This window comes from Pseudomonas purpurea (assembly GCF_039908635.1).
Lineage (GTDB): Bacteria > Pseudomonadota > Gammaproteobacteria > Pseudomonadales > Pseudomonadaceae > Aquipseudomonas > Aquipseudomonas purpurea.
In genome coordinates, this window is the sequence record NZ_CP150918.1 from 809,311 (window position 1) to 835,400 (window position 26,090).

At 61.7% G+C, this 26,090-nt stretch carries 24 protein-coding genes; 9 read left to right on the forward strand and 15 right to left on the reverse strand.

Annotation, left to right across the window (positions count from 1 at the left end):
- Both AABM54_RS03605 and AABM54_RS03610 read right to left on the reverse strand, forming a co-directional pair.
- Positions 1–855, reverse strand: coding sequence for a MaoC/PaaZ C-terminal domain-containing protein (locus AABM54_RS03605; RefSeq protein ID WP_347903841.1), 855 nt, complete (start codon positions 853–855; stop codon positions 1–3).
- 2 nt (positions 856–857) lie between these two features.
- On the reverse strand, positions 858–2,210 hold the full coding sequence (locus AABM54_RS03610) for a 3-oxoacyl-ACP reductase (RefSeq protein WP_347903842.1): 1,353 nt from the start codon (positions 2,208–2,210) through the stop codon (positions 858–860).
- Positions 2,211–2,651: 441 nt separating this feature from the next.
- On the opposite strand from AABM54_RS03610, the gene AABM54_RS03615 reads away from it, so the two are divergent.
- A complete protein-coding gene (locus AABM54_RS03615) occupies positions 2,652–3,929 on the forward strand; it encodes an acetyl-CoA C-acetyltransferase (protein ID WP_347903843.1) in 1,278 nt (425 codons plus the stop codon).
- Here AABM54_RS03615 and AABM54_RS03620 read toward each other — a convergent pair.
- On the reverse strand, positions 3,916–4,944 hold the full coding sequence (locus tag AABM54_RS03620) for a bile acid:sodium symporter family protein (protein WP_347903844.1): 1,029 nt from the start codon (positions 4,942–4,944) through the stop codon (positions 3,916–3,918). The two genes, AABM54_RS03615 and AABM54_RS03620, sit on opposite strands and share 14 nt — an antisense overlap.
- 84 nt (positions 4,945–5,028) lie before the next feature.
- Between AABM54_RS03620 and AABM54_RS03625 the strand changes: the two genes are divergently transcribed.
- A complete protein-coding gene (locus AABM54_RS03625; RefSeq protein WP_347903846.1) occupies positions 5,029–5,820 on the forward strand; it encodes a helix-turn-helix transcriptional regulator in 792 nt (263 codons plus the stop codon).
- Between the two features lie 70 nt (positions 5,821–5,890).
- On the opposite strand, the gene AABM54_RS03630 is transcribed toward AABM54_RS03625, so the two are convergent.
- On the reverse strand, positions 5,891–7,837 hold the full coding sequence (locus AABM54_RS03630) for a methyl-accepting chemotaxis protein (RefSeq protein ID WP_347903848.1): 1,947 nt from the start codon (positions 7,835–7,837) through the stop codon (positions 5,891–5,893).
- Positions 7,838–8,262: 425 nt separating this feature from the next.
- Here AABM54_RS03630 and AABM54_RS03635 point away from each other — a divergent pair, with 425 nt between their 5' ends.
- Positions 8,263–9,156: a PA4780 family RIO1-like protein kinase gene (locus tag AABM54_RS03635; RefSeq protein ID WP_347903849.1), complete on the forward strand. Its 894-nt coding sequence runs from the start codon at positions 8,263–8,265 to the stop codon at positions 9,154–9,156.
- A gap of 76 nt (positions 9,157–9,232) precedes the next feature.
- Positions 9,233–10,465: an MFS transporter gene (locus tag AABM54_RS03640; RefSeq protein WP_347903850.1), complete on the forward strand. Its 1,233-nt coding sequence runs from the start codon at positions 9,233–9,235 to the stop codon at positions 10,463–10,465.
- Here the strand turns inward: AABM54_RS03640 and cueR are convergent.
- From cueR to AABM54_RS03655, 3 genes are all read right to left on the reverse strand, one after another.
- Complete coding sequence (gene cueR / locus AABM54_RS03645) at positions 10,456–10,869, reverse strand: Cu(I)-responsive transcriptional regulator (protein WP_347903852.1); 414 nt, start codon at positions 10,867–10,869, stop codon at positions 10,456–10,458. The genes AABM54_RS03640 and cueR overlap by 10 nt on opposite strands.
- Positions 10,866–13,223 carry a heavy metal translocating P-type ATPase gene (locus tag AABM54_RS03650; protein ID WP_347906128.1) on the reverse strand — a complete coding sequence of 786 codons (2,358 nt, stop codon included), beginning with the start codon at positions 13,221–13,223 and terminating at the stop codon, positions 10,866–10,868. The genes cueR and AABM54_RS03650 overlap by 4 nt, the downstream gene beginning before the upstream one ends.
- Before the next feature lie 140 nt (positions 13,224–13,363).
- Entirely contained in the window at positions 13,364–13,747 is a 384-nt protein-coding gene (locus tag AABM54_RS03655) for a hypothetical protein (RefSeq protein WP_347903854.1), read from the reverse strand.
- 200 nt (positions 13,748–13,947) lie between these two features.
- Between AABM54_RS03655 and AABM54_RS03660 the strand changes: the two genes are divergently transcribed.
- Positions 13,948–14,145, forward strand: a complete 198-nt coding sequence (locus AABM54_RS03660; protein WP_347903855.1) for a cation transporter — start codon at positions 13,948–13,950, stop codon at positions 14,143–14,145.
- Between the two features lie 94 nt (positions 14,146–14,239).
- Complete coding sequence (locus AABM54_RS03665) at positions 14,240–15,433, forward strand: multidrug effflux MFS transporter (protein WP_347903856.1); 1,194 nt, start codon at positions 14,240–14,242, stop codon at positions 15,431–15,433.
- Between the two features lies 1 nt (position 15,434).
- On the opposite strand, the gene AABM54_RS03670 is transcribed toward AABM54_RS03665, so the two are convergent.
- The 3 genes from AABM54_RS03670 to AABM54_RS03680 all read right to left on the reverse strand — a co-directional run bounded on the left by AABM54_RS03670 (position 15,435) and on the right by AABM54_RS03680 (position 17,097).
- Complete coding sequence (locus AABM54_RS03670; RefSeq protein ID WP_347903857.1) at positions 15,435–15,605, reverse strand: hypothetical protein; 171 nt, start codon at positions 15,603–15,605, stop codon at positions 15,435–15,437.
- A gap of 147 nt (positions 15,606–15,752) precedes the next feature.
- Positions 15,753–16,766 (reverse strand): zinc-binding alcohol dehydrogenase family protein, encoded by a 1,014-nt coding sequence (locus tag AABM54_RS03675; RefSeq protein ID WP_347903858.1) that lies wholly within the window; start codon positions 16,764–16,766, stop codon positions 15,753–15,755.
- A gap of 37 nt (positions 16,767–16,803) precedes the next feature.
- Positions 16,804–17,097 (reverse strand): putative quinol monooxygenase, encoded by a 294-nt coding sequence (locus tag AABM54_RS03680; RefSeq protein ID WP_347903859.1) that lies wholly within the window; start codon positions 17,095–17,097, stop codon positions 16,804–16,806.
- 117 nt (positions 17,098–17,214) lie between these two features.
- On the opposite strand from AABM54_RS03680, the gene AABM54_RS03685 reads away from it, so the two are divergent.
- The 3 genes from AABM54_RS03685 (at position 17,215) to AABM54_RS03695 (ending at position 20,706) form a co-directional block, all read left to right on the forward strand.
- A complete protein-coding gene (locus tag AABM54_RS03685) occupies positions 17,215–18,144 on the forward strand; it encodes a LysR substrate-binding domain-containing protein (RefSeq protein WP_347903860.1) in 930 nt (309 codons plus the stop codon).
- Between the two features lie 311 nt (positions 18,145–18,455).
- Positions 18,456–19,190, forward strand: coding sequence for a helix-turn-helix transcriptional regulator (locus AABM54_RS03690; protein WP_347903861.1), 735 nt, complete (start codon positions 18,456–18,458; stop codon positions 19,188–19,190).
- 133 nt (positions 19,191–19,323) lie between these two features.
- Positions 19,324–20,706, forward strand: a complete 1,383-nt coding sequence (locus AABM54_RS03695) for an MFS transporter (protein WP_347903862.1) — start codon at positions 19,324–19,326, stop codon at positions 20,704–20,706.
- Between the two features lie 120 nt (positions 20,707–20,826).
- On the opposite strand, the gene AABM54_RS03700 is transcribed toward AABM54_RS03695, so the two are convergent.
- The 5 genes from AABM54_RS03700 to AABM54_RS03720 all read right to left on the reverse strand — a co-directional run bounded on the left by AABM54_RS03700 (position 20,827) and on the right by AABM54_RS03720 (position 26,068).
- A complete protein-coding gene (locus AABM54_RS03700) occupies positions 20,827–21,780 on the reverse strand; it encodes an adenosine deaminase (protein ID WP_347903863.1) in 954 nt (317 codons plus the stop codon).
- 163 nt (positions 21,781–21,943) lie between these two features.
- Positions 21,944–23,299 (reverse strand): 8-oxoguanine deaminase, encoded by a 1,356-nt coding sequence (locus AABM54_RS03705; protein ID WP_347903864.1) that lies wholly within the window; start codon positions 23,297–23,299, stop codon positions 21,944–21,946.
- 259 nt (positions 23,300–23,558) lie between these two features.
- Positions 23,559–24,245, reverse strand: coding sequence for an SDR family oxidoreductase (locus AABM54_RS03710; RefSeq protein ID WP_347903865.1), 687 nt, complete (start codon positions 24,243–24,245; stop codon positions 23,559–23,561).
- 654 nt (positions 24,246–24,899) lie between these two features.
- Positions 24,900–25,406, reverse strand: a complete 507-nt coding sequence (locus AABM54_RS03715) for a YigZ family protein (protein WP_347903867.1) — start codon at positions 25,404–25,406, stop codon at positions 24,900–24,902.
- 11 nt (positions 25,407–25,417) lie between these two features.
- A complete protein-coding gene (locus tag AABM54_RS03720) occupies positions 25,418–26,068 on the reverse strand; it encodes a TetR/AcrR family transcriptional regulator (RefSeq protein WP_347903869.1) in 651 nt (216 codons plus the stop codon).
- Positions 26,069–26,090 lie beyond the last annotated feature (22 nt).

Genomic DNA, 26,090 nt, shown 5'->3' on the forward strand with positions numbered 1-26,090 from the left:
TCAGGCCAGCGGTCGCCAATGGCCGACCATGTGTTCCAGGTCGCCGGCGCCGACCAGTTGCAGGTCGCCGCTTGAACCGGCGGCACTGGCCAGCAACCTCACCTCGCTGGGCAAGCGCACCGGTTTCTTGAACTGCACTGTAATCTCGATATTGGCTGTTGGCAGATGCCCGCTCAGCGCGGCAAGGGTTCGGGCCTTGATCCACAAGCCATGGGCGATGGCCTGAGGAAAACCAAAGAGTCTGGCGCTGACGGCGCTCAGGTGAATCGGGTTGCAGTCACCGGAAACCCCGGCGTAGCGCCGGCCAATCTCGCTGGGCGCCCACCAGCGGGTGACGTCGTTCATGCTTTGCACCAAACCGGACGACGGCTCAGCCGGCTCCCCGGCAAGCGGCACGCCTTTGCAGAGCATCTGGCTTTCGGCCTCCCAGAGTGGCCCCAGCGCATCGTCAATACAGGTGACCAACTCAAACACCGCACCCTTGGCGTGGGGTTGCAGGTTCTGCACCCGCACACTCGCTTGTACCCGGCCGACGCCGCCCAAGGGCCGCAGAATGCGAATGCGATTAGTCAGGTGGACCAGCCCCAGCAGCGGAAAGGGAAATGCTTTGGCGGTGAGCAATTGCATCTGCAAGGCGAACGCCAGCACATGGGGATAGGTCGGTGGCAACAAGCCGTTTTCGGTGAAACCGCAGACCTTGCGATACGCCGCCAAGCGCTTTGCATCGACATCCACCCAGCAGCGCAAACCGTCCTCGGGCAGGGACGTGCCGGTGAGGGTGCGGCGTGTCGCCGCCCGCCAATACAACGCGGGCAGGGAGGGTGCGTTGTTCAGTGAATGCCAATGCGTCGCCATGTTCAGGCTCCCAATACGCTTTGCCCACACACCCGCAGCGCTTGCCCGCTGACCGCGCCGCTGCCGGGTTGGGCGAGCCAGGCCACGGCTTCGGCGACGTCCTGCGGCAGTCCGCCTTGCCCCAGTGAACTCATGCGCCGCCCGGCCTCGCGCAGGGCAAACGGAATGTGCGCAGTCATTTGGGTTTCGATAAAACCCGGTGCCACGGCGTTGATGCTGATCCCGCGCTCGCCGAGCAGTGGCGCCCAGGCTTGCGCCAGGCCAATCAGCCCGGCCTTGCTGGCGGCGTAATTGGTTTGCCCGCGATTGCCGGCAATGCCGCTGATGGACGCCAGCAGTATCACTCGACCGTTGTCGTGCAAGGTGCCCGCGTCGAGCAGGGCTTTGGTCAGCACTTGTGGCGCATTGAGGTTCACCGCGAGCACGGCGTCCCAGAATTCCGGTGTCATGTTGGCCAGGGTTTTGTCGCGGGTGATGCCCGCGTTGTGAACCAGGATGTCGAGGCCGTCGGGCAGTTGTTCGATCAACTGCGTGGCGGCGTCTTCGGCGCAGATGTCCAGGGTGATGCTGTGCCCGCCGAGGCGCGCGGCGAGGGCGTCGAGGTCGGTCTTGGCCGGTGGCACATCCAGCAGAATCACCTCGGCGCCATCACGCGCCAAGGTTTCGGCAATCGAGGCGCCGATACCACGCGCCGCGCCGGTGACCAGTGCCTTGCGTCCGGCCAGTGGGCGGGTCCAGTCCTGGACCTGCGTGGCGCAGGCGTTCAGTCGCACCACTTGTCCCGAGACGTAGGCACTTTTTGGCGAGAGGAAAAACCGTAGCGCACCTTCGAGTTGTTCTTGCGCACCGGCGCCCACATACAGCAACTGCAAGGTGCCACCGCTGCGCAGTTCCTTGGCCAGCGAACGGCTGAAGCCTTCCAGCGCGCGTTGGGCACTGGCGGCGAACGGGTCGCTCAGCGTTTCGGGCGCTCGTGCGAGAATCACCACATGGGCGCTGTGATCGAGGTTTCTCAGCAGCGGCTGGAAGAACTCGCGCAATTGTTTGAGCTGCTCGGTCTGCATCAGGTCGCTGGCATCGAACACCACGGCCTTGAGTGTCGGGCCGTGACCGGGAATCCACGCCTGGGCCACCAGCGGTTCGGCGCCGTAGCTGTAAATCTGCTCGGTGAGTTTGTTGGCGAACGCACTGACGTGCTGCTTCAGCGGCCCACCGCCGATCAACAGCGCGCCGTCGACGGGCCGCAGCCGACCGGCCTGCCAGCGCTCCAGGCGAACCGGCGACGGCAAGCCAAGGGCGCCGACCAAACGGTGGCCGAGGGACGAATTGGCGAAGTCGATGTAACGGTCTGACATGGAACGCGCTCCAGCAAGGTTGTGTGAGAACGACTGCACTCGGTAATCCTGCGTTAAAAACAGGCTCGGAATGCTCATTTACAGCCCATAAACTCCGCTTCCTCGCCTGTTTTGGCCTTGTCTTCCCTTCGCTTGCTACGTTCTCACGCAACCTTGGCTGGGGTTCAAAGTGTGGACCACGAATCGTCATCAGTCGTTCGACTCACGAGATACGGCCTACGCTTGATCACAGCAGATTAGTTTGAATCCGGGTTTCTTGTGGGTTGGCAGGACTGTTATGGAGTGGAGAACTTGAAGGGGAATGCAGTACTTGTGGGAGCGAGCCTGCTCGCGATGAGGCCGGCACATTCAAAGTTTTTGCCGGCTGGCACACCGCAATCGCGAGCAGGCTCGCTCTCACAGGACCGTGTTTGCACATTTGATTTTTAGAAGGAGCTTTTCATGACTCAGCTGCGCCGCGTCGCGATCATTGGCGGTAACCGCATTCCCTTTGCCCGTTCCAGCGGGCCGTACGCCACCGCGAGCAATCAGGCGATGCTGACGGCGGCGCTCGAAGGGTTGATCGAACGCTATAACCTGCACGGTTTGCGTATCGGCGAAGTGGTGGCGGGGGCGGTGCTCAAGCTGCCGCGGGACCTCAACCTGACCCGTGAATGCGTGCTTGGCTCGCGGCTGTCGCCGACCACCCCGGCCTACGACATTCAGCAGGCTTGCGGCACGGGGCTGGAAGCGGCGTTGCTGGTGGCGAACAAGATTGCGCTGGGGCAGATCGAGTGCGGTATCGCGGGGGGCGTCGACACCACGTCGGACGCGCCGATCAGCGTCAGCGAAGGGCTGCGGCAGATTCTGCTGCAAGCCAACCGCGCCAAGACCACCGGCGACAAATTCAAGGCCTTCCTGCAACTGCGCCCCAAACACCTGATCCCCGAACTGCCACGCAACGGCGAGCCGCGCACCGGTTTGTCCATGGGCCAGCATTGCGAGTTGATGGCGCAGACCTGGAATATTCCCCGCGCCGAGCAGGATCAGTTGGCCCTGAAAAGCCATCAGAACCTGGCCGCGGCCTACGCCGAAGGCTGGCAGAACGACCTGATGACGCCCTTCCTGGGCCTGACCCGCGACAACAACCTGCGCCCGGACCTGACCCTGGAAAAACTCGCCGCGTTGAAACCGGCATTCGAAAAAAGCGACAAAGGCACGCTGACGGCTGGCAACTCGACGCCGCTGACCGACGGCGCGGCGCTGGTGTTGCTGGGCAGTGAGGCATGGGCCAAAGAACGCGGCTTGCCGATCCTCGCTTACCTGCGCGATGGCGAGGCGGCGGCGGTGGGCTTCGTCAACGGCGCCGAAGGCTTGTTGATGGCGCCGGTGTACGCCGTGCCGCGCTTGCTGGCGCGTAACGGCCTGACCTTGCAGGACTTCGATTACTACGAAATTCACGAAGCCTTTGCCGCTCAAGTGCTGTGCACTTTGAAGGCCTGGGAAGATGCGGACTACTGCAAAACCCGGCTCGGCCTCGACGCACCGCTGGGGTCTATCGACCGCAGCCGGCTCAACGTCAAGGGCAGCTCGCTGGCAGCCGGGCATCCGTTTGCCGCAACCGGTGGGCGGATCGTCGCCAACCTCGCCAAACTGCTGGATGCGGCGGGGCAGGGGCGCGGGCTGATCTCGATCTGCGCCGCCGGTGGCCAGGGCGTGACGGCGATCATTGAGCGCTGAGGGCCGCGCCGTTCTGTTGAGCGGCCAGGACCCGGTTACGGTTGGCGTAAGCCTCGGCCATCACCGAGCAGACGATCAACTGCAACGGGTGATAGATCATGATTGGCAGCAGAATCAGCCCCAGGCCGGGGTTGGCGCCGAAGATCAGCGCCGCCATCGGCGCGCCGGCCGCCAGGGATTTTTTGCTGGCGCAGAACACCGCAGCGATTTCGTCGGCCGGGCTGAATTTCAAGGCGCGGGCAGTGCGGGTGGTCATCCACAGAATGATCGCCAGCAGGATCGCGCTGCCAACCAGGGCGCTGAGAATCACCGTTTTACCCTGTTGCTGCCACATCCCCGAGACCATCGAATTGCAGAACGCGGCGTAAACCAGCAGCAGGATCACCAGTTTGTCGACGATGTTGGTGTAGCGCTTGTGGCGTCCGGAAAATGTGCCGAACACCGGCCGCAGCAATTGACCCAATACCAGCGGTAGCAGCAACAGTGCGCAGAGGTCGAGCAGGGTTGAGCCCAGGTCAATGCCGCCAGCACCGCTGCCCATCACGACACTCACCAGCAGCGGCGTGAGAAAAATCCCCAGCACGCTGGACAGGCTCGCATTGAGAATCGCCGCCGGGACGTTGCCGCCCGCGCTGCCGGTCAGGGCGACCGACGAAGAAATGGTCGAGGGCAGGGCGCACAGATAGAAGAAACCCAGCATCAGCAGTGACGGAATGTGCGAGCCCAGCAGGGCGTTGCTCACCCACCAGAGCAGTGGGAACACCACAAAGGTGAAGCCCTGGACCATCAGGTGCAGGCGCCAGTTTTTCACACCGTGGCGGATCTGTTCGCTGGACAGGTTGACCCCGTGCAGGAAGAACACCAGGAACACGCCGATGTTGATCACCCACTCGGCGTGCATCGCCCCGCCCGTGGCGCCGAAGGTCGGGAACACATATGACAGCAGCGTGGCGATCAGCATGCCGCACAGGAACCAGTCAGTGACGACGCGCTTGAGGTGTTTGAAGGCAGGCATGGGCGGCACCGAATAGAATTGTAAGAATTGATGACCTAGCCTAAGGTCGTCGCTTTCGCCCGTCTTGCGACATAAGGCCAAGCTATGCCGGCTAACGGACAACTTTCGCTGGAACGAACCATTCCGGCCCTGACGGCGTTGCCGCGTCCGTTGTATGCCCGTGCGGAAAGTCTCAGCGCGGGCTCGTGGACGCCGCCGCATCGTCACGATTGGGTGCAGTTTTCCTACGCCATCAGTGGCGTCCTCGGCGTGCACACCGCCGAGGGCAGCTTTTTTGCGCCGCCCCAGTGGGGCATCTGGATTCCGGCCGATCTGGAGCACCAAGTGGTGACATCGATGCGCGCGGAAATGCGCAGCCTGTACGTACGGCGTGAGGAATGCGCCTGGGCGCAAGGGCGTTGCCGGGTGCTGGAAGTCACGCCGTTGGCCCGTGAACTGATCAAGAGTTTTTGCCTGCTGCCGGTGGAATATCCACAGGGCGAGAGCCGCGAAGCGCGTTTGGTCGAGGTGCTGCTGGATCAGTTGGCGAGCTTGCCTGAGGTCGGGTTTTCGTTGCCGTTGCCACGGCATCCGCGTTTGCTGGGGTTGTGTAATGAGCTGATCGAACACCCTGAACAGAACGTCACGCTAAACGAGTGGGCCGAGCGCCTGGGTACTTCGCAGAAAACCTTGATGCGATTGTTCCAGCGTGAAACCGGCTTGAGTTTTCGCGGCTGGCGCCAGCGCATGCGGTTGCTGTCGTCATTGAGTGTGCTGGAGGACGGCAACAGCGTGACCACGGCGGCGTTGTCCAGCGGTTATGACTCGACCTCGGCATTTATTGCTGCGTTCAAAAGCCTGTTCGGGTTTACCCCCGGCGAATTGTTCAGACAGTGAAATCCAGCCCCTCACTAACCCTCTCCCCAAAGGGGCGAGGGTCAGGGTGGATCTAAAACCACCCCACATCTCAAGTCCTGAACCGGCGCACCAACCCGTCCAGCTCATTCGACAACCCCGCCAGGCTCTGGGAGTCGAGCCGTGCCGAGTTGGCCAGTTCGGCCACCAGTTGCGCATCGCCATGGATCTGGCTGATGTGGCGGTTGATGTCTTCGGCGACCTGATGCTGTTCTTCGGCGGCGGTGGCGATCTGGGTGTTCATATCGCGGATCACGTCCACCGATTCGCGGATCTGTCCAAAGCTGTTGCGCGCCTCGCCGATGCGGTTCACCGACTGTTGCGACACCTCAAGGCTGGCGTGCATTTGCTGGGTGACCTGGCTGGTTCGCTTGGCCAGATTGCCGAGCAGCCCGTCGATTTCCGCCGTGGAGTCGGCCGTGCGTTTGGCCAGGGCGCGAACCTCATCGGCCACCACCGCAAACCCGCGACCCTGCTCACCGGCGCGAGCCGCTTCGATGGCCGCGTTCAGCGCCAGCAGGTTGGTTTGCTCGGCGATGGAGCGAATGGTGCCGAGAATCGACTGAATGTCATTGCTGTCGCGTTCCAGTTGCTGCATCGACTGCGCGGACTGCTCAATCTCCTGGCTCAAGCGGTCGACGCTGGTCACCGCCGCATCAATCTGTTGCTGACCTTCGCGAGCCTGGCGCTGGCCGCTGTCGGCCGACTCGGCAGCCTGGCTGCAGGAGCGGGCGACTTCGTTGGCGGTGGCGACCATCTCGTGGAACGCGGTGGAGACCATGTCCACGGCCTCACGCTGGCGCCCGGCGGCTTCGGCCATCTCGCTGGAGACCTGGGTCGCGTTGTGCGAGTTGGCGAGAATCTTGGTCGCGGCGCCACCGATGTGCTGGATCAGGCTGCGAATCGCGGCGAGGAACTGATTGAACCAGTTGGCCAGTTGCGCGGTTTCATCGTTGCCACGGATGTGCAGGTTCTGGGTCAGGTCGCCTTCACCCTGGGCAATGCCTTCCAGGCCGCTGGCGACGCTGCGGATCGGCCGCACGATGAGGCTGGCGAAACTCGCACCGACCACGGCGAAGACCATCGCCAGCACGGCCGCGATGATTGCGATCAACCAGGTCAGTTGCGTGGCGGTGCTCATGACGTCGGTTTGCTTGATCAGGCCGATGAAGGTCCAGCCCAGTTGTTCCGACGGCCAGACGTTGGCCATGTAGCGCTCGCCATTCAGCTCGATTTCCACCAGCCCTTTGCCAGCCTTGGCCAGTTCGGCATAACCGTCGCCGAGGCTGCTCAGGGCCTTGAAATTGTGCTCGGGCTGCTTGGGGTCCACCAGGATCGTGCCGTTGTTTTCCATCAGCATCAGGTAACCGGTTTCGCCGAGCTTGATCTGCTTGACGATCTCGGTGAGCTGCTTGAGCGTCACGTCGATGCTGACCACGCCGCCGTTGGTGCCCAGCGTGTTGTCGATGGTGCGCACGGTACTGACGTAAGTCGCGTCATCCTGGGCCCAGTAATAGGCCTCGGTGCGAAACGGCTTGCCCGGTTTGGCCAGGGCGGCCTTGTACCAAGGGCGCTGGCGGGGATCGTAGTTGTTGAGTTTGGGATCATCCGGCCAGGACACGTAACCACCAGCACTGGTGCCGACGATCGCGTAGGCGTAGGCCGGGTGGCTGCTGCCCAGGTTCTGGAGGAGGGCGAAGACCTGTTTGTCCATGTCGCCCTGGGGAATCTGCCCGGCGTTGGCGCTCATGTAGGTCTTGAGGCTGCCATCGGTGTTCTTGATCAGCGGCTGGGACGCCAGGTAATCGACGTTCTGGCTGATGCTGTCGAAGAACAGCTGCATGGCGTTGCTGACCTGGCGAATCTCTCGGGCGCTGCTGTCGACAAAATTGTCTTTGGCGTCGCTGCGCAGGTTCATGACCACCAGGGTGGCGACCAGCACGACCGGCAAGCAGGCGATGATTGCAAACGCCCACGTCAGTTTCTGTTTGATGTTCATCCGCGCTCCAGATTTTTCTTATAAGCCCACGCAGTGCTGATGACTCGCGGATTAGTGGCTGCCGTTAAGCGTTGCGGTGTGACGGTGTCGGTCGTTCGATTGTCGGACGAACGCTGTTCTCTTTGATGACTTCGGCTGAAAGAGAGGGAAATTGAGGGCTGTCGAGAAATATCCTGCAAAGGGTTGGCAGGCGTAGCTCAAACTCTGTCGCAATTGCCTTGCGATCCATTCACCGACGGGCGGCGGACTCTCAGCTATGATCCCTTTCGGTCGTGGGTGGTCTGCCGGTGTTTGGCGGATTAATCCGGCACATTGTGTGCATCGGCAACGTTCATAGGTCGGCAACCCCTCCCCCCGGTGAGTGGATTGCCGTATAACGAATGACTTTCGCGTGTTTGGTAATAAAGGACCCACAATAAAAGCTGATGAAGACTCCAAAACGCATTGAACCCCTGATCGAGGACGGTCTGGTCGACGAGGTGCTGCGCCCACTCATGAGTGGTAAAGAAGCAGCTGTTTATGTGGTGCGCTGCGGCAACGAGTTACGTTGCGCGAAGGTCTACAAGGAGGCGAATAAACGAAGCTTTCGTCAGGCGGCCGAATACCAGGAAGGCCGCAAGGTGCGTAACAGCCGTCAGGCGCGTGCCATGGCCAAAGGCTCCAAGTTCGGCAAGAAAGAAACCGAAGACGCCTGGCAGAACGCCGAAGTAGCAGCGTTGTTCCGCCTGGCCGGTGCCGGCGTTCGTGTGCCTCAGCCCTACGACTTCCTGGAAGGCGTGCTGCTGATGGAACTGGTGGCCGACGAGTACGGTGATGCCGCGCCGCGCCTCAATGACGTGGTGCTGGAAGCGGATCAGGCGCGCGAGTATCACGCCTTCCTGATTTCGCAGATCGTGCTGATGTTGTGTACCGGTCTGGTGCACGGTGACCTGTCCGAGTTCAACGTACTGTTGACGCCGACCGGCCCGGTGATCATCGACCTGCCACAAGCGGTGGATGCCGCCGGCAACAACCACGCGTTCAGCATGCTGGAACGCGATGTCGGCAACATGGCCTCGTACTTCGGGCGCTTTGCCCCGGAGTTGAAGCGCACCCGGTACGCCAAGGAAATGTGGGCCCTGTACGAAGCCGGCACCTTGCACCCGGCCAGCGCCCTGACCGGTGACTTCGATGAACCGGAAGAGCTGGCGGACGTGGGCGGCATCATGCGCGAGATCGAAGCCGCGCGGTTTGATGAAGAACGCCGCCAGGCTATTCGTGCCGCAGACGATGCGCCACCGAGCAAAGCCGAAGAGCCGCCTCCACCCTGGATGCAGTGATCGGTTGACGAGAAACCCGGCTTCGGCCGGGTTTTTTCTGGCGCCCACAGACTCCCCCCACACATCAAGGACGATTGTGAACACTCCACTCACGCCCCAACAATCCGCCCGCAATGCCCAACTGATCATCGCTGCGCGTCTGGTGTCGGACTTCGGTGCGTTCCTCAACATGGTCGCGCTGGCCACTTACGTTTACCTGCTGAGCAACAGCGCCATTGCCGTCGGGGTTTTCCTGGCCAGCCGCGTGGCTGGCGGTGTTTTCGCGAGCCTTATCGGCACGGCGTTTTACCGTCGCTTCGGCGGGCGCATTCCGTTGATAGGGTTTGATCTGCTGCGTGCCGGACTGTTGGGGCTGCTGTTGCTGCTGCCGGTGACAGAGCAGGCGCTGATGTTGCCGGTGATTGCGTTCGGCCTGGGGTTGGGTAACTCGATGTTCGCCATCGGCCTGAACAGCCAGTTGCCGCACATGATCCAGGGCGAGCAGTTGCTCAAGACCAATGCCTGGCTCACCTCGGCCTCATCGGGGGCGATGGTGGCGGGCAGTCTGGTGTCAGGGTTGCTGGTGGCGGGGTTTGGTTTTGAGGTGGTGTTCGCGCTGAACGTCGTCACTTATCTGCTGGCGGCGCTGTTCATTGTGCCGCTGCGGTTTTATCGACCTGCGCCGAGCCTGGACGCCAAAGCGTCCAGTGGCGAGTGGGCGGCCCTGCGCCAGGGCCTGCGCAGCACGCCGGTGATCGCCGCGATGCTTGCGTTGTCGATGGCCGACACCCTGGGCAGCGCGGCGCACAACGTCGGTTTTCCGATCATCTCCAAACTGCTGACGCCGGAGTCGGCCAGCACCACGCTGGGCTTGATGCTGGCCGTCTGGGCGTGTGGAAAGTTCATCGGCGCACGGATCGCCAGTCGTTTGCCGGGGACGGAGAACGTGAACCTGGAGCGGCGGTTTTTCTTCGGCGTGCTGCTGATGTCCAGCGGCTTCATTCTGATGTTCAACCAACACAACCTCTACGGATTGCTGCTGTTTGCCCTGCCGGCAGGCTTGGGCGACGGGTTTTCCGAGGTGGGGCTGATGTCTCGGTTGCAGCGTGAACCCGACAGCTTGCGCCTGCCGATTTTCAGCTTTCTGACCTTGCTGCAAATGACCGGGTTCGGCGTCGGCATGTTGATCGCCGCGCCGTTCTACAACGTGTGGGCGCCTGGCATCGTGGTGCTGCTGTTTCACGGCATTCCCCTCAGCACCCTGGTGGTGCTGAAGGTCTTGGCGTCAAGGGCGCAGCGTCGCCAGGCGTTGAGTGCCGATCAGCGCTGAGCCGGCTCGGCGCAACAGCCGGAGGCCAGCTCCTTGAGGATCGGACAGTCAGGACGGTGATCGCCCTGACAGTGTTCCATCAGGTCCTGCAAGGTGTCGCGCAGTTGGGCGAGTTCACGAATTTTCTGGTTCAGCTCATCGATGTGCTGACTGGCCAGTGCCTTGACGTCGGCACTGGCGCGCTGGCGGTCCTGCCAGAGGGTCAGCAGTTTGCCGACCTCTTCCAGCGAAAACCCCAGGTCCCGTGAACGCTTGATGAACGCCAGGCTGTGCAGGTCGTCGGCGTTGTACACGCGATAGCCGCTGTCGGTGCGATGGGCTGCCTTGAGCAGGCCGATCGACTCGTAGTAACGAATCATCTTCGCGCTCAAGCCACTCTGGCGGGCCGCTTGGCCGATGTTCATTCAACGTCCTCCAGGTCTTTGGGTTTCCAGGTCTTGAGCAGTAACGCATTGCTGACCACGCTGACGCTGGACAGGGCCATGGCCGCGCCCGCCAGCACCGGGTTGAGCAGGCCGAACGCCGCCAGCGGAATCCCGATCAGGTTATAGACGAAGGCCCAGAACAGGTTCTGCCGGATCTTCGCGTAGGTCTTGCGGCTGATCTCCAGCGCCGCCGGCACCAGTCGCGGGTCGCCGCGCATCAGGGTGATCCCGGCCGCGTGCATGGCCACGTCGGTGCCACCGCCCATGGCGATGCCGATGTCGGCCGCCGCCAGTGCCGGGGCGTCGTTGATCCCATCGCCCACCATCGCCACCACACCGGTTTTTTTCAGCTCGGCCACGGTTGCGGCTTTGTCGGCGGGCAACACTTCGGCGTGTACATCACGGATCCCCAGTGCCTCGGCGACCACCCGGGCACTGCCACGGTTGTCGCCGGTCAGCAGGTGGCTGCTGATGTGGCGGGCATTGAGTTGCTGCACCGCTTGCAGCGCGCCGGGCTTGAGGGTGTCGCCGAACGCGAACAGGCCCAGCACCCGTGGCTCGGGGCTTTGCTCGATCAGCCAGGACAAGGTCCGGCCCTCGGTTTCCCAGGCGGTGGCGGACTCGGCCAGCGCGCCTGCGCTCAAGCCGCTTTCTTCCAGCAAACGACGATTGCCCAGGGCCAATTGGCGACCCTCAAGCGTACCGGCAATGCCGCGACCGGTCAGCGACTGGCTGGCGCTGACGTCCGCCACCGGCAGATCACGTTCGGCACAGGCGTCCAGAACGGCTTTGGCCAACGGGTGTTCGCTGCCGCGTTGCAGGGCACCGGCGCGTTGCAGCAGGCTGGCTTCATCGCCGTCGACAGCACTCAGGTGAGCAATACGTGGAGCACCGGACGTCAGGGTGCCGGTCTTGTCGAAGACCACCGCGCTGACTTCATGGGCGCGTTCCAGGGCTTCGGCGTCCTTGATCAGAATGCCGTGGCGGGCGGCCACCCCGGTGCCGGCCATGATGGCGGTCGGCGTGGCCAGGCCGAGTGCGCACGGGCAGGCGATCACCAACACCGCGACCGCGTTGATCACCGCCGTTTCCAGCGGCGCGCCGTACAGCCACCAGCCAATCAGAGTGGCCAACGCCAGCAACAACACGGCCGGGACGAACACCTGGCTGACTTTATCCACCAGTTTTTGAATCGGTGCCTTGCCGGCCTGCGCGTCTTCGACCAGACGAATAATGCGCGCCAGCACGGTTTCGGCGCCGAGGGCCTGGGTGCGAACCAGCAACCGGCCTTCACCGTTGATGGCGCCGCCGGTGACCTTGTCGCCGGGTTGTTTCGGCACGGGCAGGCTTTCACCGCTGATCAGCGCTTCGTCGGCGTGGCTCTGGCCTTCGACCACGTCACCGTCCACCGGGAAGCGTTCGCCGGGCTTGACCAGCACCAGGTCGCCGAGGCGCAAGGCACTGATGGCGACATCCTGTTCGCGCCCGTCGATCACTTGAATCGCCCGTTCCGGGCGCAAGGCTTCGAGGGCGCGGATGGCGCTGGCGGTCTGGCGCTTGGCGCGGCTTTCCAGGTATTTGCCCAGCAGCACCAGGGCGATCACCACCGCCGAGGCTTCGAAATACAGATGAGGCAGGGTTCCGGCGCTGGCCGTCGCCCACAGGTAAATACTCAAACCATAACCGGCGCTGGTGCCCAGGGCCACCAGCAAGTCCATGTTGCCGGCACCGGCGCGCACGGCTTTCCAGGCGGCGACATAGAATCGCGCACCGAAGATGAATTGCACCGGGGTCGCGAGGGCAAACTGCGCCCAGGCCGGGAGCATCCAGTGCAGCCCGAACGGTTGCACCAGCATCGGCAGCACCAGCGGCAAGGCGAGGGCGATGGCCAGCAGCAAGCTCCAGCGTTCACGGCTCAGGCGTTGGGCCTGGTCGTCGTTACCGGCCTGTTCGGCTTGCCAGACGCTGGCGGTGTAACCGGCCTTGTCGACGGCACGGATCAACACCTGCGGGTCGATCTGGCCGAGGAGTTCAAGGTGGGCCCGTTCATTGGCCAGGTTGACGCTGACGCTTTTAACGCCGATGACTTTGTTCAGCGCCCGTTCCACGCGACCGGCGCACGACGCGCAGGTCATGCCGCCAATGCTCAGTTCCAGGCTGTGCGCCGGGACGCTGTAACCGGCTTGCGCCACGGCTTCCATGAGCGCGGGCAAACTGTTGCTGGGGGCCTGGACGCGAGCTTGCTCGGTGGCCAGGTTGACACTGACGGCGTTGGCGCCGACAACTTTGCTCAAGGCGCGCTCGACACGCCCGGCGCAACTGGCGCAGGTCATGCCGGCAATCGGCAGATCGAAGGTGATGGAATCGGACACCGGTCTTACTCCCTGTAGAAATGACCTACAGGATCAACCTTGCCATGCGGGCAAGGTCAAGCGCCATCTCGGATACGCCACAACAACCTGGGAGCGAGCGATCAGTATTCGAGAGCGGCGCGCTTGAGGTACATCCCTTCCTGGGTCATGGCAATGCGGTACTTCAATACGTCGCCTGCCTTGAGCGTGATGTTCTGCGAACCCGGTGCCAGCATGCCAGGGTTGCAACCCGGCGCCTGGCCCGGCAGCAGTTTGAGGCGCAGCGAGACGTTGCCCGGTGGCAGGTTGAACGAGGTGCTCTGTTCCTGGAACAGCCGCGCCGACAATTGATCCTGGATGTACACGCCGATTTCGCACGAGGTCGCGACTTCCAGGCGCTCGCGGGAAATGATCAGCACACCATAGTCTTCGCCAGCGGCGTTGGCCGAAGGGACTGCGGCGAAAAGACTGAGCAGGCTGAATAGGCTGAAAGCTGACCAGCGCATGGCTGAATCTCCTATGTTTGAGTCATTGATGGCGCAGCTTGGCCGACCGCGCCGCCGATTGCCAGCCCGGCAGCGTACTTCAGAACTTGACCTTGCCATGGTGGCAAGCTCAAGACTGGCTCAGGAGGTGTTCTCAATCAGCTCCCACACCGGGAAACTGATTGAGAGCGCCCCCTAAACCTCATCAAAGGAGATGCCTCATGCAAGTGTTCAACGTTCAAGGTATGTCGTGCGGTCATTGTGTTCAGGCTATTACTCGGGCGCTGCAAGCCCAGGACCCAGCGGCGAGTGTGCGTGTCGACCTCGCGGCAAAGGAAGTCGGTGTCGAGAGCGCGCTGTCGGCAGAACAGGTCATCAGCCTGATCAGCGAAGAAGGCTACGCGGTGAAGCTGGCCTGAATCTTTTTATTAGTTAGCGACCTATCGGAATGTTCAAGGCGTTCACGCGAGGCTAGACTGTCGGACTGTCGACTGATGCCAACCTGGACGCCTGATGAACCTCCGTACCATTTTGATTCTCGGCGCCTTGAGCGCTTTTGGGCCGTTGGCCATCGACTTCTATCTGCCGGCATTTCCGGCCATGGCGGCAGCGTTTGGCACGGATGAAAAACACGTTCAACTGACGCTGGCGGCGTATTTCCTGGGCTTGTCCATTGGTCAACTGGCCTACGGCCCGGTGGCGGACCGCTTCGGTCGACGCTTGCCGCTGCTGACTGGCGTCGGGCTGTTCACCGTGGCTTCGCTGGTGTGTGCGTTCGCCCCCAATCTTGAATGGCTGATCGCCGCGCGTTTCCTCCAGGCCTTGGGCGGATGCGCCGGGATGGTGATTTCCCGCGCCGTGGTCAGCGACAAATGCGATGCGGTGGGTTCGGCGAAAGTCTTTTCCCAACTGATGCTGGTGATGGGGCTGGCGCCGATTCTTGCGCCGATGCTCGGCGGTCTGTTGGTCAACCTGTATGGCTGGCAGTCGATTTTCATCGCATTGACGGTCTTTAGTGCGCTGTCGGCCTTGGCCGTTGCGCTGGGGTTACCGGAAAGTCTGCCGGCCAATTTGCCACGTCCGCCGTTATCGGGTTCATTGCGCCAATACGGCCGGTTGCTGTCGGACCGGATCTTCCTCGGCCACGCCTTGACCGGTGGCATTGCCATCGCCGGGATGTTTGCCTACATCGCCGGTTCTCCCTTTGTGTTCATCAAGCTGTACGGCGTCCCGGCCGAGCATTTCGGCTGGCTGTTTGGCACCAACGCGGCGGGGTTCATTCTGGTGGCGCAGCTCAATGCGCGGTTGTTGTCCAAGCGTGGTCCGGCGTTCCTGCTGGCGCGCGCCGTGTGGGTCTATCTGGCCGCAGGCCTGACGTTGCTGGGCGTAAGCGCCTTGCACACCGAGCAACTCTGGCCGCTGTTGATTCCGTTGTTCATCTGCATCGCCAGCCTGGGTTGCATCAGTCCCAACGCCTCGGCCTGCGCCATGAATGGTCAGGGCGCGCGTGCGGGCAGTGCCTCGGCATTGCTGGGCTGTTTGCAATTCAGTGTTGCCGCTGGCGCTGCCGCGTTGGTGGGGGTGTTGCACGATGGCAGCGCGATGCCGATGGCCATGGTCATCAGCCTGTGCGGTGTGCTGGTGGTGAGTGTCGCAATGCTCACTCGCCGCTTGCAAAGGGCTCGGGCAACGCAAGCCGTGGCTTGAGTCAGCCGGCCGCTTGTTGCTGGCGTTCGGGGATGTGATGAGGGGCGTGCAGTCGAGCCTCGAGGGTCGAGGTAAAAGCGCGGGCTTCGGCTTCGGTGCGAAAGTTCACCGCGTGGTTGTCCAGGCGGACCTGCCACTGGGATTTTGCCAATTCTTTTATCAGGATCTTCATTGCTGACCTCCTCACGTAAAAGATTGCGTTGCAGAGGCCCGATTGTAGACCCGAATACGATCGGATTTGTGACAAGGATCAACTCCTCGGACTGACGGTGCCGTCCGTTTCTGATACAGAAAACGCAAGGCACCGTCCGATCATTCCTCAGAAGCCTTCAAGCACAATCTTGCCCTTGGCCGTGCCACTTTCCAGCCGTTCATGGGCCCGGCGCAGGTTGGCCGCGTTGATGCTGCCGAAGTGTTCGCCCACCGTGGTTCTCAATGTGCCGGCATCGATCAGCTCGGCTACCCGGTTCAGCAGGTTGTGCTGTTCGAGCATGTCGGCGGTTTCGAACAGCGAGCGCGTGTACATGAATTCCCAATGCAGCGACAGGCTCTTGCGCTTGAGTTTGAGGATGTCCAGCGCCTTCGGATCATCGATCAGCGCGAGCTTGCCCTGAGGGGCGAGGGCCTCGACCAGTTCATCGAAGTGCTGGCCGGTTTCAGTCAGGCTGGCGACATGAGTCACCTGCGGATGACCGGCACGCTTGAGTTCTTCGCTTAGCGGCTGGCTGTGATCGATCACCAGATCAGCCCCCAAATCACTTACCCAGCGTTGGGTCTGAGCCCGTGATGCGGTGCCGATGACGGTCAGCGCCGTGAGTTGGCGAGCCAATTGGGTCAGGATCGAACCCACGCCACCGGCAGCGCCGACGATCAACAGGCTTTGGCCTTGGTCGGTTTTGCTTTCCGGCACTTGCAGGCGTTCGAACAGCAGCTCCCAGGCGGTGATCGCGGTCAGTGGCAGTGCAGCTGCGTCGGCGAACCCGAGGGACTTTGGCATATGGCCGACGATGCGTTCGTCGACGACATGTAACTCGCTGTTGCCACCGGCGCGAGCAATGGAGCCGGCGTAGTAAACCTTGTCACCGGCCTTGAACAGGGTGACGTCACTGCCGACTGCCTTGACCACCCCGGCCACATCCCAGCCCAGCACCTTGGCGTCGCCGCCTTCGGGCGAGACGTTCTGGCGGATCTTGGTGTCCACCGGGTTGACCGAGATGGCTTTGACCTCAACCAGCAGGTCGCGAGGTCCGGCGACGGGCTCGGGCAGTTCGATGTCTTGCAGGGACTCGGGATCGGTGATCGGCAATGCGTGGTAGTAGGCAACGGCTTTCATGGTGAGATTCTCAAGTGGAATAAATAGAAGGGGTGAATCAGCCCAGCACTCGCAGGCGCTTGAGCTTGAAGTGTTCGATCAGTTCGGCAGCCGCTACCTGGAAGGCCTGGAAATGCGCCGTGGCATTGTGAGTTTGCAGGGCGGCTTCGTTGTCCCAGCGTTCGAGCACGTAGAACGCGTCGGCGTGTTCCAGGTCTTGATGCAAATCGTAGAACTGGCAACCGGCTTCGGCGCGGCTGGGTGCCACCAGGTTGCGCAATTGCCGTTCCAGGGCGGTGCCCTGACCGGGTTTGGCGATGACGGTGGCAATGGCGGTAAAGGCTTCAGACATGTTCGGCTCCGGGTGAGGACGTTTCGATGGAAGGGATGATTGGCTATTTCTTCGGGAGATAAAACCGGCTAAAAGAGCAGTCTCTTTCAATGTTTTTTTGATAATGCAGGGGGGTGAATGCTGCGCTTTGATGATTTGCAGTTGTTCGTCCGGGCGGCAGACCTGGGCAGTTTGTCTGCGGCGGCGCGGGTCATGGATTTGTCTGCGGCGGTTGCCAGCGCGGCGTTGAAGCGGATCGAGCATCAACTGGGCGCCCGTTTGCTGGCCCGTTCAACCCGCAGCCTTCGCCTGACCGCCGAGGGCGAGGGGTTTCTGGAGTACGCCCGGGCAGCGTTGAGTAATCTCGATGAAGGGCGCCGTCTGCTGGCCAGCGGTCAGGACCAGGTCAGCGGAGTCCTGCAACTCTCGGCGCCCTCGGATTTCGGCCGCAACCTGCTGCTGCCCTGGCTGGACGAGTTCCAGCGCGAGCATCCCAAACTGACGGTGCGCCTGTTGTTGGGCGATCGGATCGCCGACCTCTTTCGGCAACCGGTGGACATTGCCCTGCGCTATGGCGAGCCCGAGGACTCAAGCCTGGTGGCCCTGCCGATAGCCGCGCAGAACCGCCGCGTGTTGTGCGCAGCGCCCAGCTACCTGGCGCGTCACGGCGAGCCGCGCCAACTGGAGCAATTGGCGCAACACAATTGCCTGCTGTACATGCTGGGCAGCCGGATTCATGACCACTGGAGTTTTCACGACGGTAAACGGGACGTCAGCCTGACCGTCAGTGGCGATCGTTTCAGCGATGACGCCGACGTGGTTCGCCTGTGGGCGGTGGCGGGCGCCGGGATCGCCTACAAGTCCTGGCTCGATGTGGCGGCAGATGTGTTGGCCGGGCGCTTGAAAGTGCTGCTGCCAGAGCTGCTTTGTGAGCGTGCACCGCTGAATTTGCTGTGCGCTCATCGCGCTCAATTGAGTAAGCCTGTGAACCTGTTGCGTGAAATGCTTGCCGCCCGTTGTGCCGAATTGGCGGGTCATTTCCCGTCGTCTTTGGTAACTGCTCAATAGTCGCGGGCAAATAGAGACAATTCACTCAGGAACAATCACCAACAATGGGAGCCGTAGGACAGGAATGGCGCGGGTACAGGCTTATACTATCGCCCGCCTCATGTCTGTATCGGAGCTGCGAATCAGCGTTTCCTGAGCATCGTCACCCCGCGTGGTCGATGGCGGGGTCTGTTTAACGGTTTCCAGGGAGTTGCCTGCGTAAGTTTGTAATATCGCCTTGTTTTTGGCGGCTTTTACGTCTTGGCCGATGCCGCATTACTGGTCAAGATGTCTGCGAGCAGAAGACGAATGATTCAACAGGGAGTGAATACATGGAACATGCACCTTGCATCAGCCAGATCGCCACGTTGCTGGCGGACCCCAAGCGAAGCGCAATGATGTGGGCCTTGATGGATGGCACGGCACGCCAATCCGAGGAGTTGGCGTTACTGGCGGGGCTGTCACCGTCATCGGCCAGTGCTCACCTGGGGCGGTTGACCGCCGGCGGGCTGTTGAAAGTCGAGGAGCGTGGACGCAAGCGGTTTTTCCGCCTGGCCGCGCCCGAAGTCGGTGCAGCTGTCGAAGCACTGGCCAGTGCATCGCTGGCCAGTGCTCCACAGCAACTGCCGGAGCTGTTCAAGCGCGGCACGACGCTGGGTAAACCGCAAAACGCTCCATCCTCTCTGTTTCGAGCTCGGCTCTGTGACGATCATTTAGGCGGAACGCTGGCAGCCGACCTGTATCAGCGGCTGGTGGATGCAGGCTGGATCGAACAACTGGATCAGCGTGTCGTCATCACCCACAAGGGCGCAAACGAGTTCGCCGCACGCGGCCTGTTCATCCAGGCGCTGGCTCATACCCGTTCCGATATGGCGTGTGCCTGCCCCGATTGGAGCGAGCGTCGGCCACACCTGGGCGGCTCGCTCGGTGCCGGGTTGTTGCAGTTGTTCATGCAGTCGGGCTGGCTGAGCTTGCCCAACGAATCCCGGGCATTGCAGGTCACCGCCACCGGCCAGCGTGAAATCGGCCGCTTCGCCAAGCAGACCGAACTGGAAATGGCCCTCTAACGCCGCTCATTGTCGGCGTCTGGGCCCAACGGCTTCAGGCGTCGCTCAGGGTTGTCGACAGGTCGTTTCCAGCAACGGTCACCGTTGGCGAACGCGCACACTCGATCCGGGGAATTTCGGATGGGGATGTGGCATGGACAGGCAAGGCTATAGCGCGGCAGAACGTCTGGAACGACTGCCCATCAGCGGTTATCACCGCATCATCTTCATCATCATTGCCTTGGCGTTTTTCTTTGACTCCATGGACCTGGCAATGATGACGTTCCTGTTGGGATCGATCAAAGCCGAGTTCGGCTTGAGCACCGCCCAGGCGGGTTTGCTGGCCAGTTCGAGTTTCTTCGGCATGGTGCTGGGGGCCTCGTTGTCCGGCATGCTGGCCGACCGTTTCGGGCGAAAACCGGTGTTCCAGTGGAGCATCGTGCTGTGGGGCATCGCCAGTTACCTGTGTTCGACGGCGCAGACAGTCGAAACCCTCACGCTGTTTCGGGTCCTGCTGGGGATCGGCATGGGCATGGAGTTTCCGATTGCCCAGTCGATGTTGTCCGAATTGATCCCGGCCAAGCGCCGTGGGCGTTACATTGCCTTGATGGACGGTTTCTGGCCGCTGGGTTTTGTGGCGGCGGGCGTGCTGTCTTACTTCCTGTTACCGCTGGTTGGCTGGCGCGACATCTTCCTGGTGTTGGCCGTGCCGGCGGTGTTTGTCCTGGCGATCCGCTTCTTCATTCCGGAATCACCGCGCTGGCTGGAGCAGGCCGGACATCACGCGGCGGCCGATCAGGTCTTGCAGCGTATCGAAGACAAAGTCCGTATTTCGCTGGGGCGCGCCGACTTGCCCGAGCCGATTCGCTTGCCGCGGATCGAGAGCCGCCCGGGCCGGTTCTTTTCGGCCTTGGGTGAAATCTGGTCACCGCTGTACCGCCAGCGCACGATGATGATCTGGAGTGTCTGGTTTTTTGCCTTGCTCGGTTTCTATGGGCTGACGTCCTGGCTCAGCGCGTTGCTGCAGCAGTCGGGGTTTGCCGTGACTCAGTCGGTGTATTACACGGTGCTGATATCCCTCGGCGGGATCCCAGGGTTTCTCATGGCTGCCTGGTTGGTGGAGCGCTGGGGGCGCAAACCGGTGTGCATCGTCACGTTGCTGGGCGGTGGGGTGATGGCGTTTTTCTATGGGCAGAGCGCGGTGTTTGGCGGCAACGTCAGCCTGTTGATCGGCTCCGGGTTACTGATGCAGTTTTTCCTGTTCGGCATGTGGGCCGTGCTCTACACCTACACGCCGGAGTTGTATCCCACGTCGGCGCGGGCCACCGGTTCCGGGTTCGCCTCGGCGATTGGCCGGGTCGGTTCGTTGCTCGGGCCATTGGTGACCGGGCTGGTGTTCCCGATTACGGGGCAGGGCGGGGTGTTTGCCCTGGGCGCGATGTGTTTCGCGATTGCGGCGGGCGTGGTCTGGCTGTTCGGGATGGAGACGCGGGGCAAGACACTGGAGGAGTTGAGCGAGGTCACGCAAGTCGGTTAAACACCGATTCAATGTGGGAGCGAGCTTGCTCGCGATGGCGGACTGACATTCAGCATTGATATTGAATGTTATGACCTCATCGCGAGCAAGCTCGCTCCCACATTGGTTTTGCGGTGAAGCTTATGGCTTGACCAGTCTGGCATCCAGGCTGTTCTGGGCCAGGCGTTTGGCCTGATCCTGAGTCATGCCCAAATGGGTATACAGCGCGTGGAAGTTCTCGGTGACGTAGCCGCCGAAGTACGCCGGGTCATCCGAGTTCACCGTGACCTTCACGCCCCGCTCGAGCATGTCGAGGATGTTGTGCTGGGACATGTGATCGAACACGCACAGTTTGGTGTTGGACAACGGGCACACGGTCAGCGGGATCTGCTCGTCGATGATCCGCTGCATCAGGCGTTCGTCTTCAATGGCGCGCACGCCATGGTCGATACGCTGGATCTTCAGCAGGTCGATGGCTTCCCAGATGTACTCCGGCGGGCCTTCTTCACCGGCGTGGGCAACGGTCAGGAAACCTTCGTGGCGGGCGCGATCGAACACGCGCTGGAACTTGCTCGGCGGGTGACCCATCTCGGAACTGTCCAGGCCCACGGCAACAAACGCATCGCGGAACGGCAGCGCCTGGTCGAGGGTTTTCTCGGCTTCTGCTTCGCTCAGGTGGCGCAGGAAGCTGAGGATCAAGCCGCTGGTGATGCCCAGTTGCTGCTCGCCATCTTTCAATGCGCTGGCGATGCCGTTGAGCACCACTTCGAACGGAATACCACGGTCGGTGTGGGTTTGCGGGTCGAAGAACGGTTCGGTGTGAATCACGTTCTGCGCCTTGCAGCGCAACAGGTAGGCCCACGTCAGGTCGTAGAAATCCTGGGAGGTGCGCAACACATCGGCGCCCTGGTAATACAGGTCCAGGAACTCCTGCAAATTGTTGAAGGCGTAAGCCTTGCGCAGGGTTTCGACGTCGTTCCACGGCAGGGCGATCTTGTTGCGTTCGGCCAGGGCGAACAGCAACTCAGGCTCCAGCGAGCCCTCCAGGTGCAGGTGCAGTTCTGCCTTGGGCAGGGCGTTCAGCCAGTCGTACATGTTCTTTTTCTCATCAGGTGCAGATGGCGGCATTCTACAGATGCCCATCGAAACAATGAGCAAAACCTGATCAAGCGGTTCATCACACAAGGTTCTGTGCGGGGTACCGGGTTGTTGATCGTTCCCGCGTCGAACGCGTTCGCGTGGGAACGATCATCGGTGGTTATCCGGCGATCAACTGCCGGGCCGCCTGGCTGTGATCGGCGATCAAGCCTTTGAGGTCCAGCCCCTCGACCTGCCCATCGATCACTCGCCATTTGCCGCCAATCATTACCCGATCTGCCCGGTCCGCGCCACACAGCAGCAATGCCGAAATCGGGTCATGGCTGCCGGAAAAACGCAGCTCATCGAGTTTGAATAGCGCCAGGTCCGCTTGTTTGCCCACCGCCAGTTCGCCGATATCCGTGCGCCCCAACAGCTTCGCCGAACCCTGGGTGGCCCAGCCCAATACCAACTCCGGGGTGATTTTTTCGGCGCCATAACGCAGGCGTTGCAGGTACAGCGCCTGGCGGGTTTCGAGGATCATGTTCGACGCATCGTTGGACGCCGAGCCGTCCACACCCAACCCCAGCGGAGCGCCCGCAGCCGTCAGTTCCAACGTGGGGCAAATACCCGACGCCAGGCGCATGTTCGAACTTGGGCAATGGCAGATACCGGTGCCCGCCGCGCCGAGGCGGGCGATCTCATCCGGGTTGAAATGAATGCCGTGGGCCAGCCAGGTGCGCGGCCCGAGCCAGCCGACGCTGTCCAGGTAATCCACGGTGCGCAGGCCGAAGCGTTGCAGGCAGAAGTCTTCTTCGTCGAGGGTTTCGGCCAGGTGCGTGTGCAGGCGCACGTCGAGTGTGTTCGCCAGCTCGGCGCTGGCCGACATGATTTCCGGGGTCACCGAAAACGGCGAGCAGGGTGCCAGGGCGATCTGGATTTGCGCGCCGTCACCCCGTTCGTGGTACTCGGCGATCAGGCGTTGGCTGTCATCGAGGATCACTGTGCCTTGCTGCACGGTCTGCTGTGGCGGCAGCCCACCGTCGGCCTCGCCGAGGCTCATCGAACCACGGGTCAGCATGGCCCGCATGCCGAGTTCGCGCACGCTTTCGACCTGCACGTCGATGGCGTTTTCCAGGCCCTCGGGAAACAGATAATGATGATCGGCCGCCGTGGTGCACCCCGACAGCAGCAACTCGGCCAGCGCAACTTTGGTAGCCAGCGCGAGTTTCTCGGGTGTCAGTCGGGCCCAGACCGGGTAGAGGGTTTTCAGCCACGGGAACAGCGGTTGATTGACCACCGGCGCCCAGGCGCGGGTCAGGGTTTGATAGAAATGGTGATGGGTGTTGATCAGCCCCGGCAGGATCACATGCTCGCGGGCATCGAAGACTTGTCCACAGGGCATCGCGGGTTGCTGGCCTTGCTTGAGCACTTCGACGATCAAACCGTCTTGCAGCACCAGTCCGCCACGGGCGTCGAGCGCATTGGCTGTGAAGATCGCGAGAGGGTTTTTTAACCAGATACGGGTCGCAGGCATTTGCCGGCTCCTCTGAAAGTTGGGTTCAGGTTCGCCAGCTCAGTGTTGCCCTGTCTGCTGATCCAGGGTCGCCGCGGGGGGCGAAGTGCACAGTTTCGAACAAATGCGGTTTTCGGGCAAGCGTCGCTACCACAGGAGCGACGCATGACCTTGTGGGAGCGAGCTTGCTCGCGATAGCTGACTGACAGTCGACATCCGCGTTGAATGTAACGTCGTCATCGTGAGCAAGCTCGCTCCCACCGGGGATGGATTGTGGTGATTACCAGGGAATGGTTTCACCTTTGTAATTGATGAAGTAATGCCCACCCTTGCCGGTGTAGGCGTTCACCTGATCCACCACCCCGCGGGTGCTGGTCTCGACATCAATCTCTGCCCCTTCGCCGCCCATGTCGGTTTTCACCCAGCCCGGATGCATCGACAGCACGGTCAGTGTCGGCTCACCCAATAGCGTGACAAAACTGTTGGTCATGGAGTTCAGTGCAGCCTTGCTGGCCTTGTACAGCGCCATTTCCGACGCGTCAGGCATGGTCACGCTGCCCAGCACCGAACTCATGAATGCCAGGACGCCGGTGCCCGGGCGAATCAGCCCGACAAAGCGCTGGGCCAGATTGATCGGCGCCACGGCGTTGGTGAAAAACAGTTGGCCGACCTCGGTCAGTGTTGCCCCGCCGGGCGTTTGAACCTCCGGCCCTTTGACGCCCGCGTTGACGAACAGCAGGTCGAATACCTGACCGCTGAGCCGTTGGCCAAGGGCGGCCACGGCTGGCTGGTCGTCCATGTCGAGTGTTTCGATCACAACCTTGCCCAGCGCCTGGAGGGCTTCGGCTTTCTGCGGGTTACGCACGGTGGCGGTGACGTGCCAACCGTCAGCCAGCAGGGTTTTCACCAGGCCGAGGCCCAAGCCTCGGGAGGCGCCGATGATCAGTGCGTTTTTTGCCGTAGTCATGCGTGGCTTCCTTGAAAAAAGAGGGTCATGGATTCAGTGGGCAACGTTGCCCAAGCCGTTGTTGCAATTCGCTGTGCAACTCGCCGAGGGTGAAGCCTAGTCGCTACTCGTCGGGGCATGACCCTGGAGCATACTTGAGGTTTTAGCCTCGGCGCTCCTTGAATAGTTGGAAGGATCGAGAGGTGGACAACTGACCCTGACGGTCCATCGCTAATGCTCGGCCTGCCCCACGACACCAGCCCCCACCGGCAAGAGCCCCCCTTCAGGGCAAGCAACGTGAATGGACCGTATTTGCGTACCCGAGCGTTTGGTTAAAAAATGTTCATCTTGCTGCGGGCTATGCCGGCTATGGGGCTGCGCGAGCCATGAACGGGTTATCCACAGGTTGCTCCACAGTAATTGTGCGCAAGCCGAAACCCCGGGCATAAGCACTGTGCGGCTTTCTTCTAATGGCGATAAACCGCGCTAAGCAATTGTTTTCCGGTGAGATTGAGCGGGATGAAGGCGAATTGGACGAAAAGTGATCAGTGGCCGCAAAGCCACGTTGCAGAAGGGTTACAGCGCTATGTACTCAGGTTATCCACAGTCAGGTGCACAGCGGATGTGGGCAAGTGCGTAATGTGGACAACGTGTGGCTGAACCCTGTTGGTGCAGTCAACGCTGCAACAGGATGCGACCCCGGCTCAGGTCCGCGAGTTGAGTCTGCAAGGTTGCGATCTGCGCCACCCGCAGCTTGACCAGTGCCAGCTCACTGAAACTGCACGCACACCGCAACGGTACCCGGCTGATCAACGCAATCTTTTCGGCGCCTTGCAGGCATTTGTTGGCGCTGCCGCCATAGGCGCGGGCGAGGCCGCCGGTGCCCAGTTGAATGCCGCCGTACCAGCGAATCACCACGACCGCGACCTGGTCGCAGTCCTGTGCCTCGATGGCTGCGAGTATTGGCCGGCCGGCAGTGCCGCCGGGTTCGCCGTCGTCACTGCTGCGGTACTGATCGGCAAGTTTCCACGCCCAGCAATTGTGCGAGGCGTTCAGGTCGCTGTGCTGCTCGATGAAGGCCTGCGCTTCGACGGCACTGGCGATCGGGGCCGCGAGGGCGATGAAGCGGCTTTTGCGAATTTCTTCGCGATACTCGCAAAGGCCGGTGAGAGTAAAAGGCATGGTGGGCGATCTTAAAAGGCTGGAGTCAGGCCGCAGCCTTTCAGGATGATGCGGATCAGGTTGTTGCCGGCGTCTTCCATGTCTTGCTTGGTCAACTTGCTGCGACCGCTCACGCGGCAGATTTGCGTGGCGAAATCGGCGTAATGCTGGGTGCTGCCCCACAGCAGGAAAATAAGGTGCACCGGGTCTACCGGGTCCATCTTTCCGGCGTCGATCCAGGACTGGAACACGGCGGCGCGGCCCTGGAACCAGGCGCGGTAATCCTGATTGAAATATTCGCTCAGGCATTCGCCACCGCTGATCACTTCCATGGCGAAGATCCGCGAGGCTTGCGGCTGGCGGCGCGAAAATTCCATCTTGGCGCGGATATAGCGCGTCAACGCCTCGGCCGGGTCGTCTTCGGCTGTCAGCGTGTTGAAGGTGCTGTCCCACAACTCAATGATGTTGCTCAGCACTGCCACGTACAGCCCAAGCTTGTTAGTGAAGTAGTAATGCAGGTTGGCCTTGGGCAGTCCGGCATTCTGCGCGATGGTGTTCATGCTCGTGCCTTTGAAACCGTGACGGGCGAATTCGTCTTCGGCGGCCTTGATGATGGTTTCTTCGTTCTTCTGACGAATTCGGCTGGCAGGCTTGCCCGCGTGGGCAGGAACTTCAAAGGTCATGGGCGTTTCCGGGCAGTTCGAT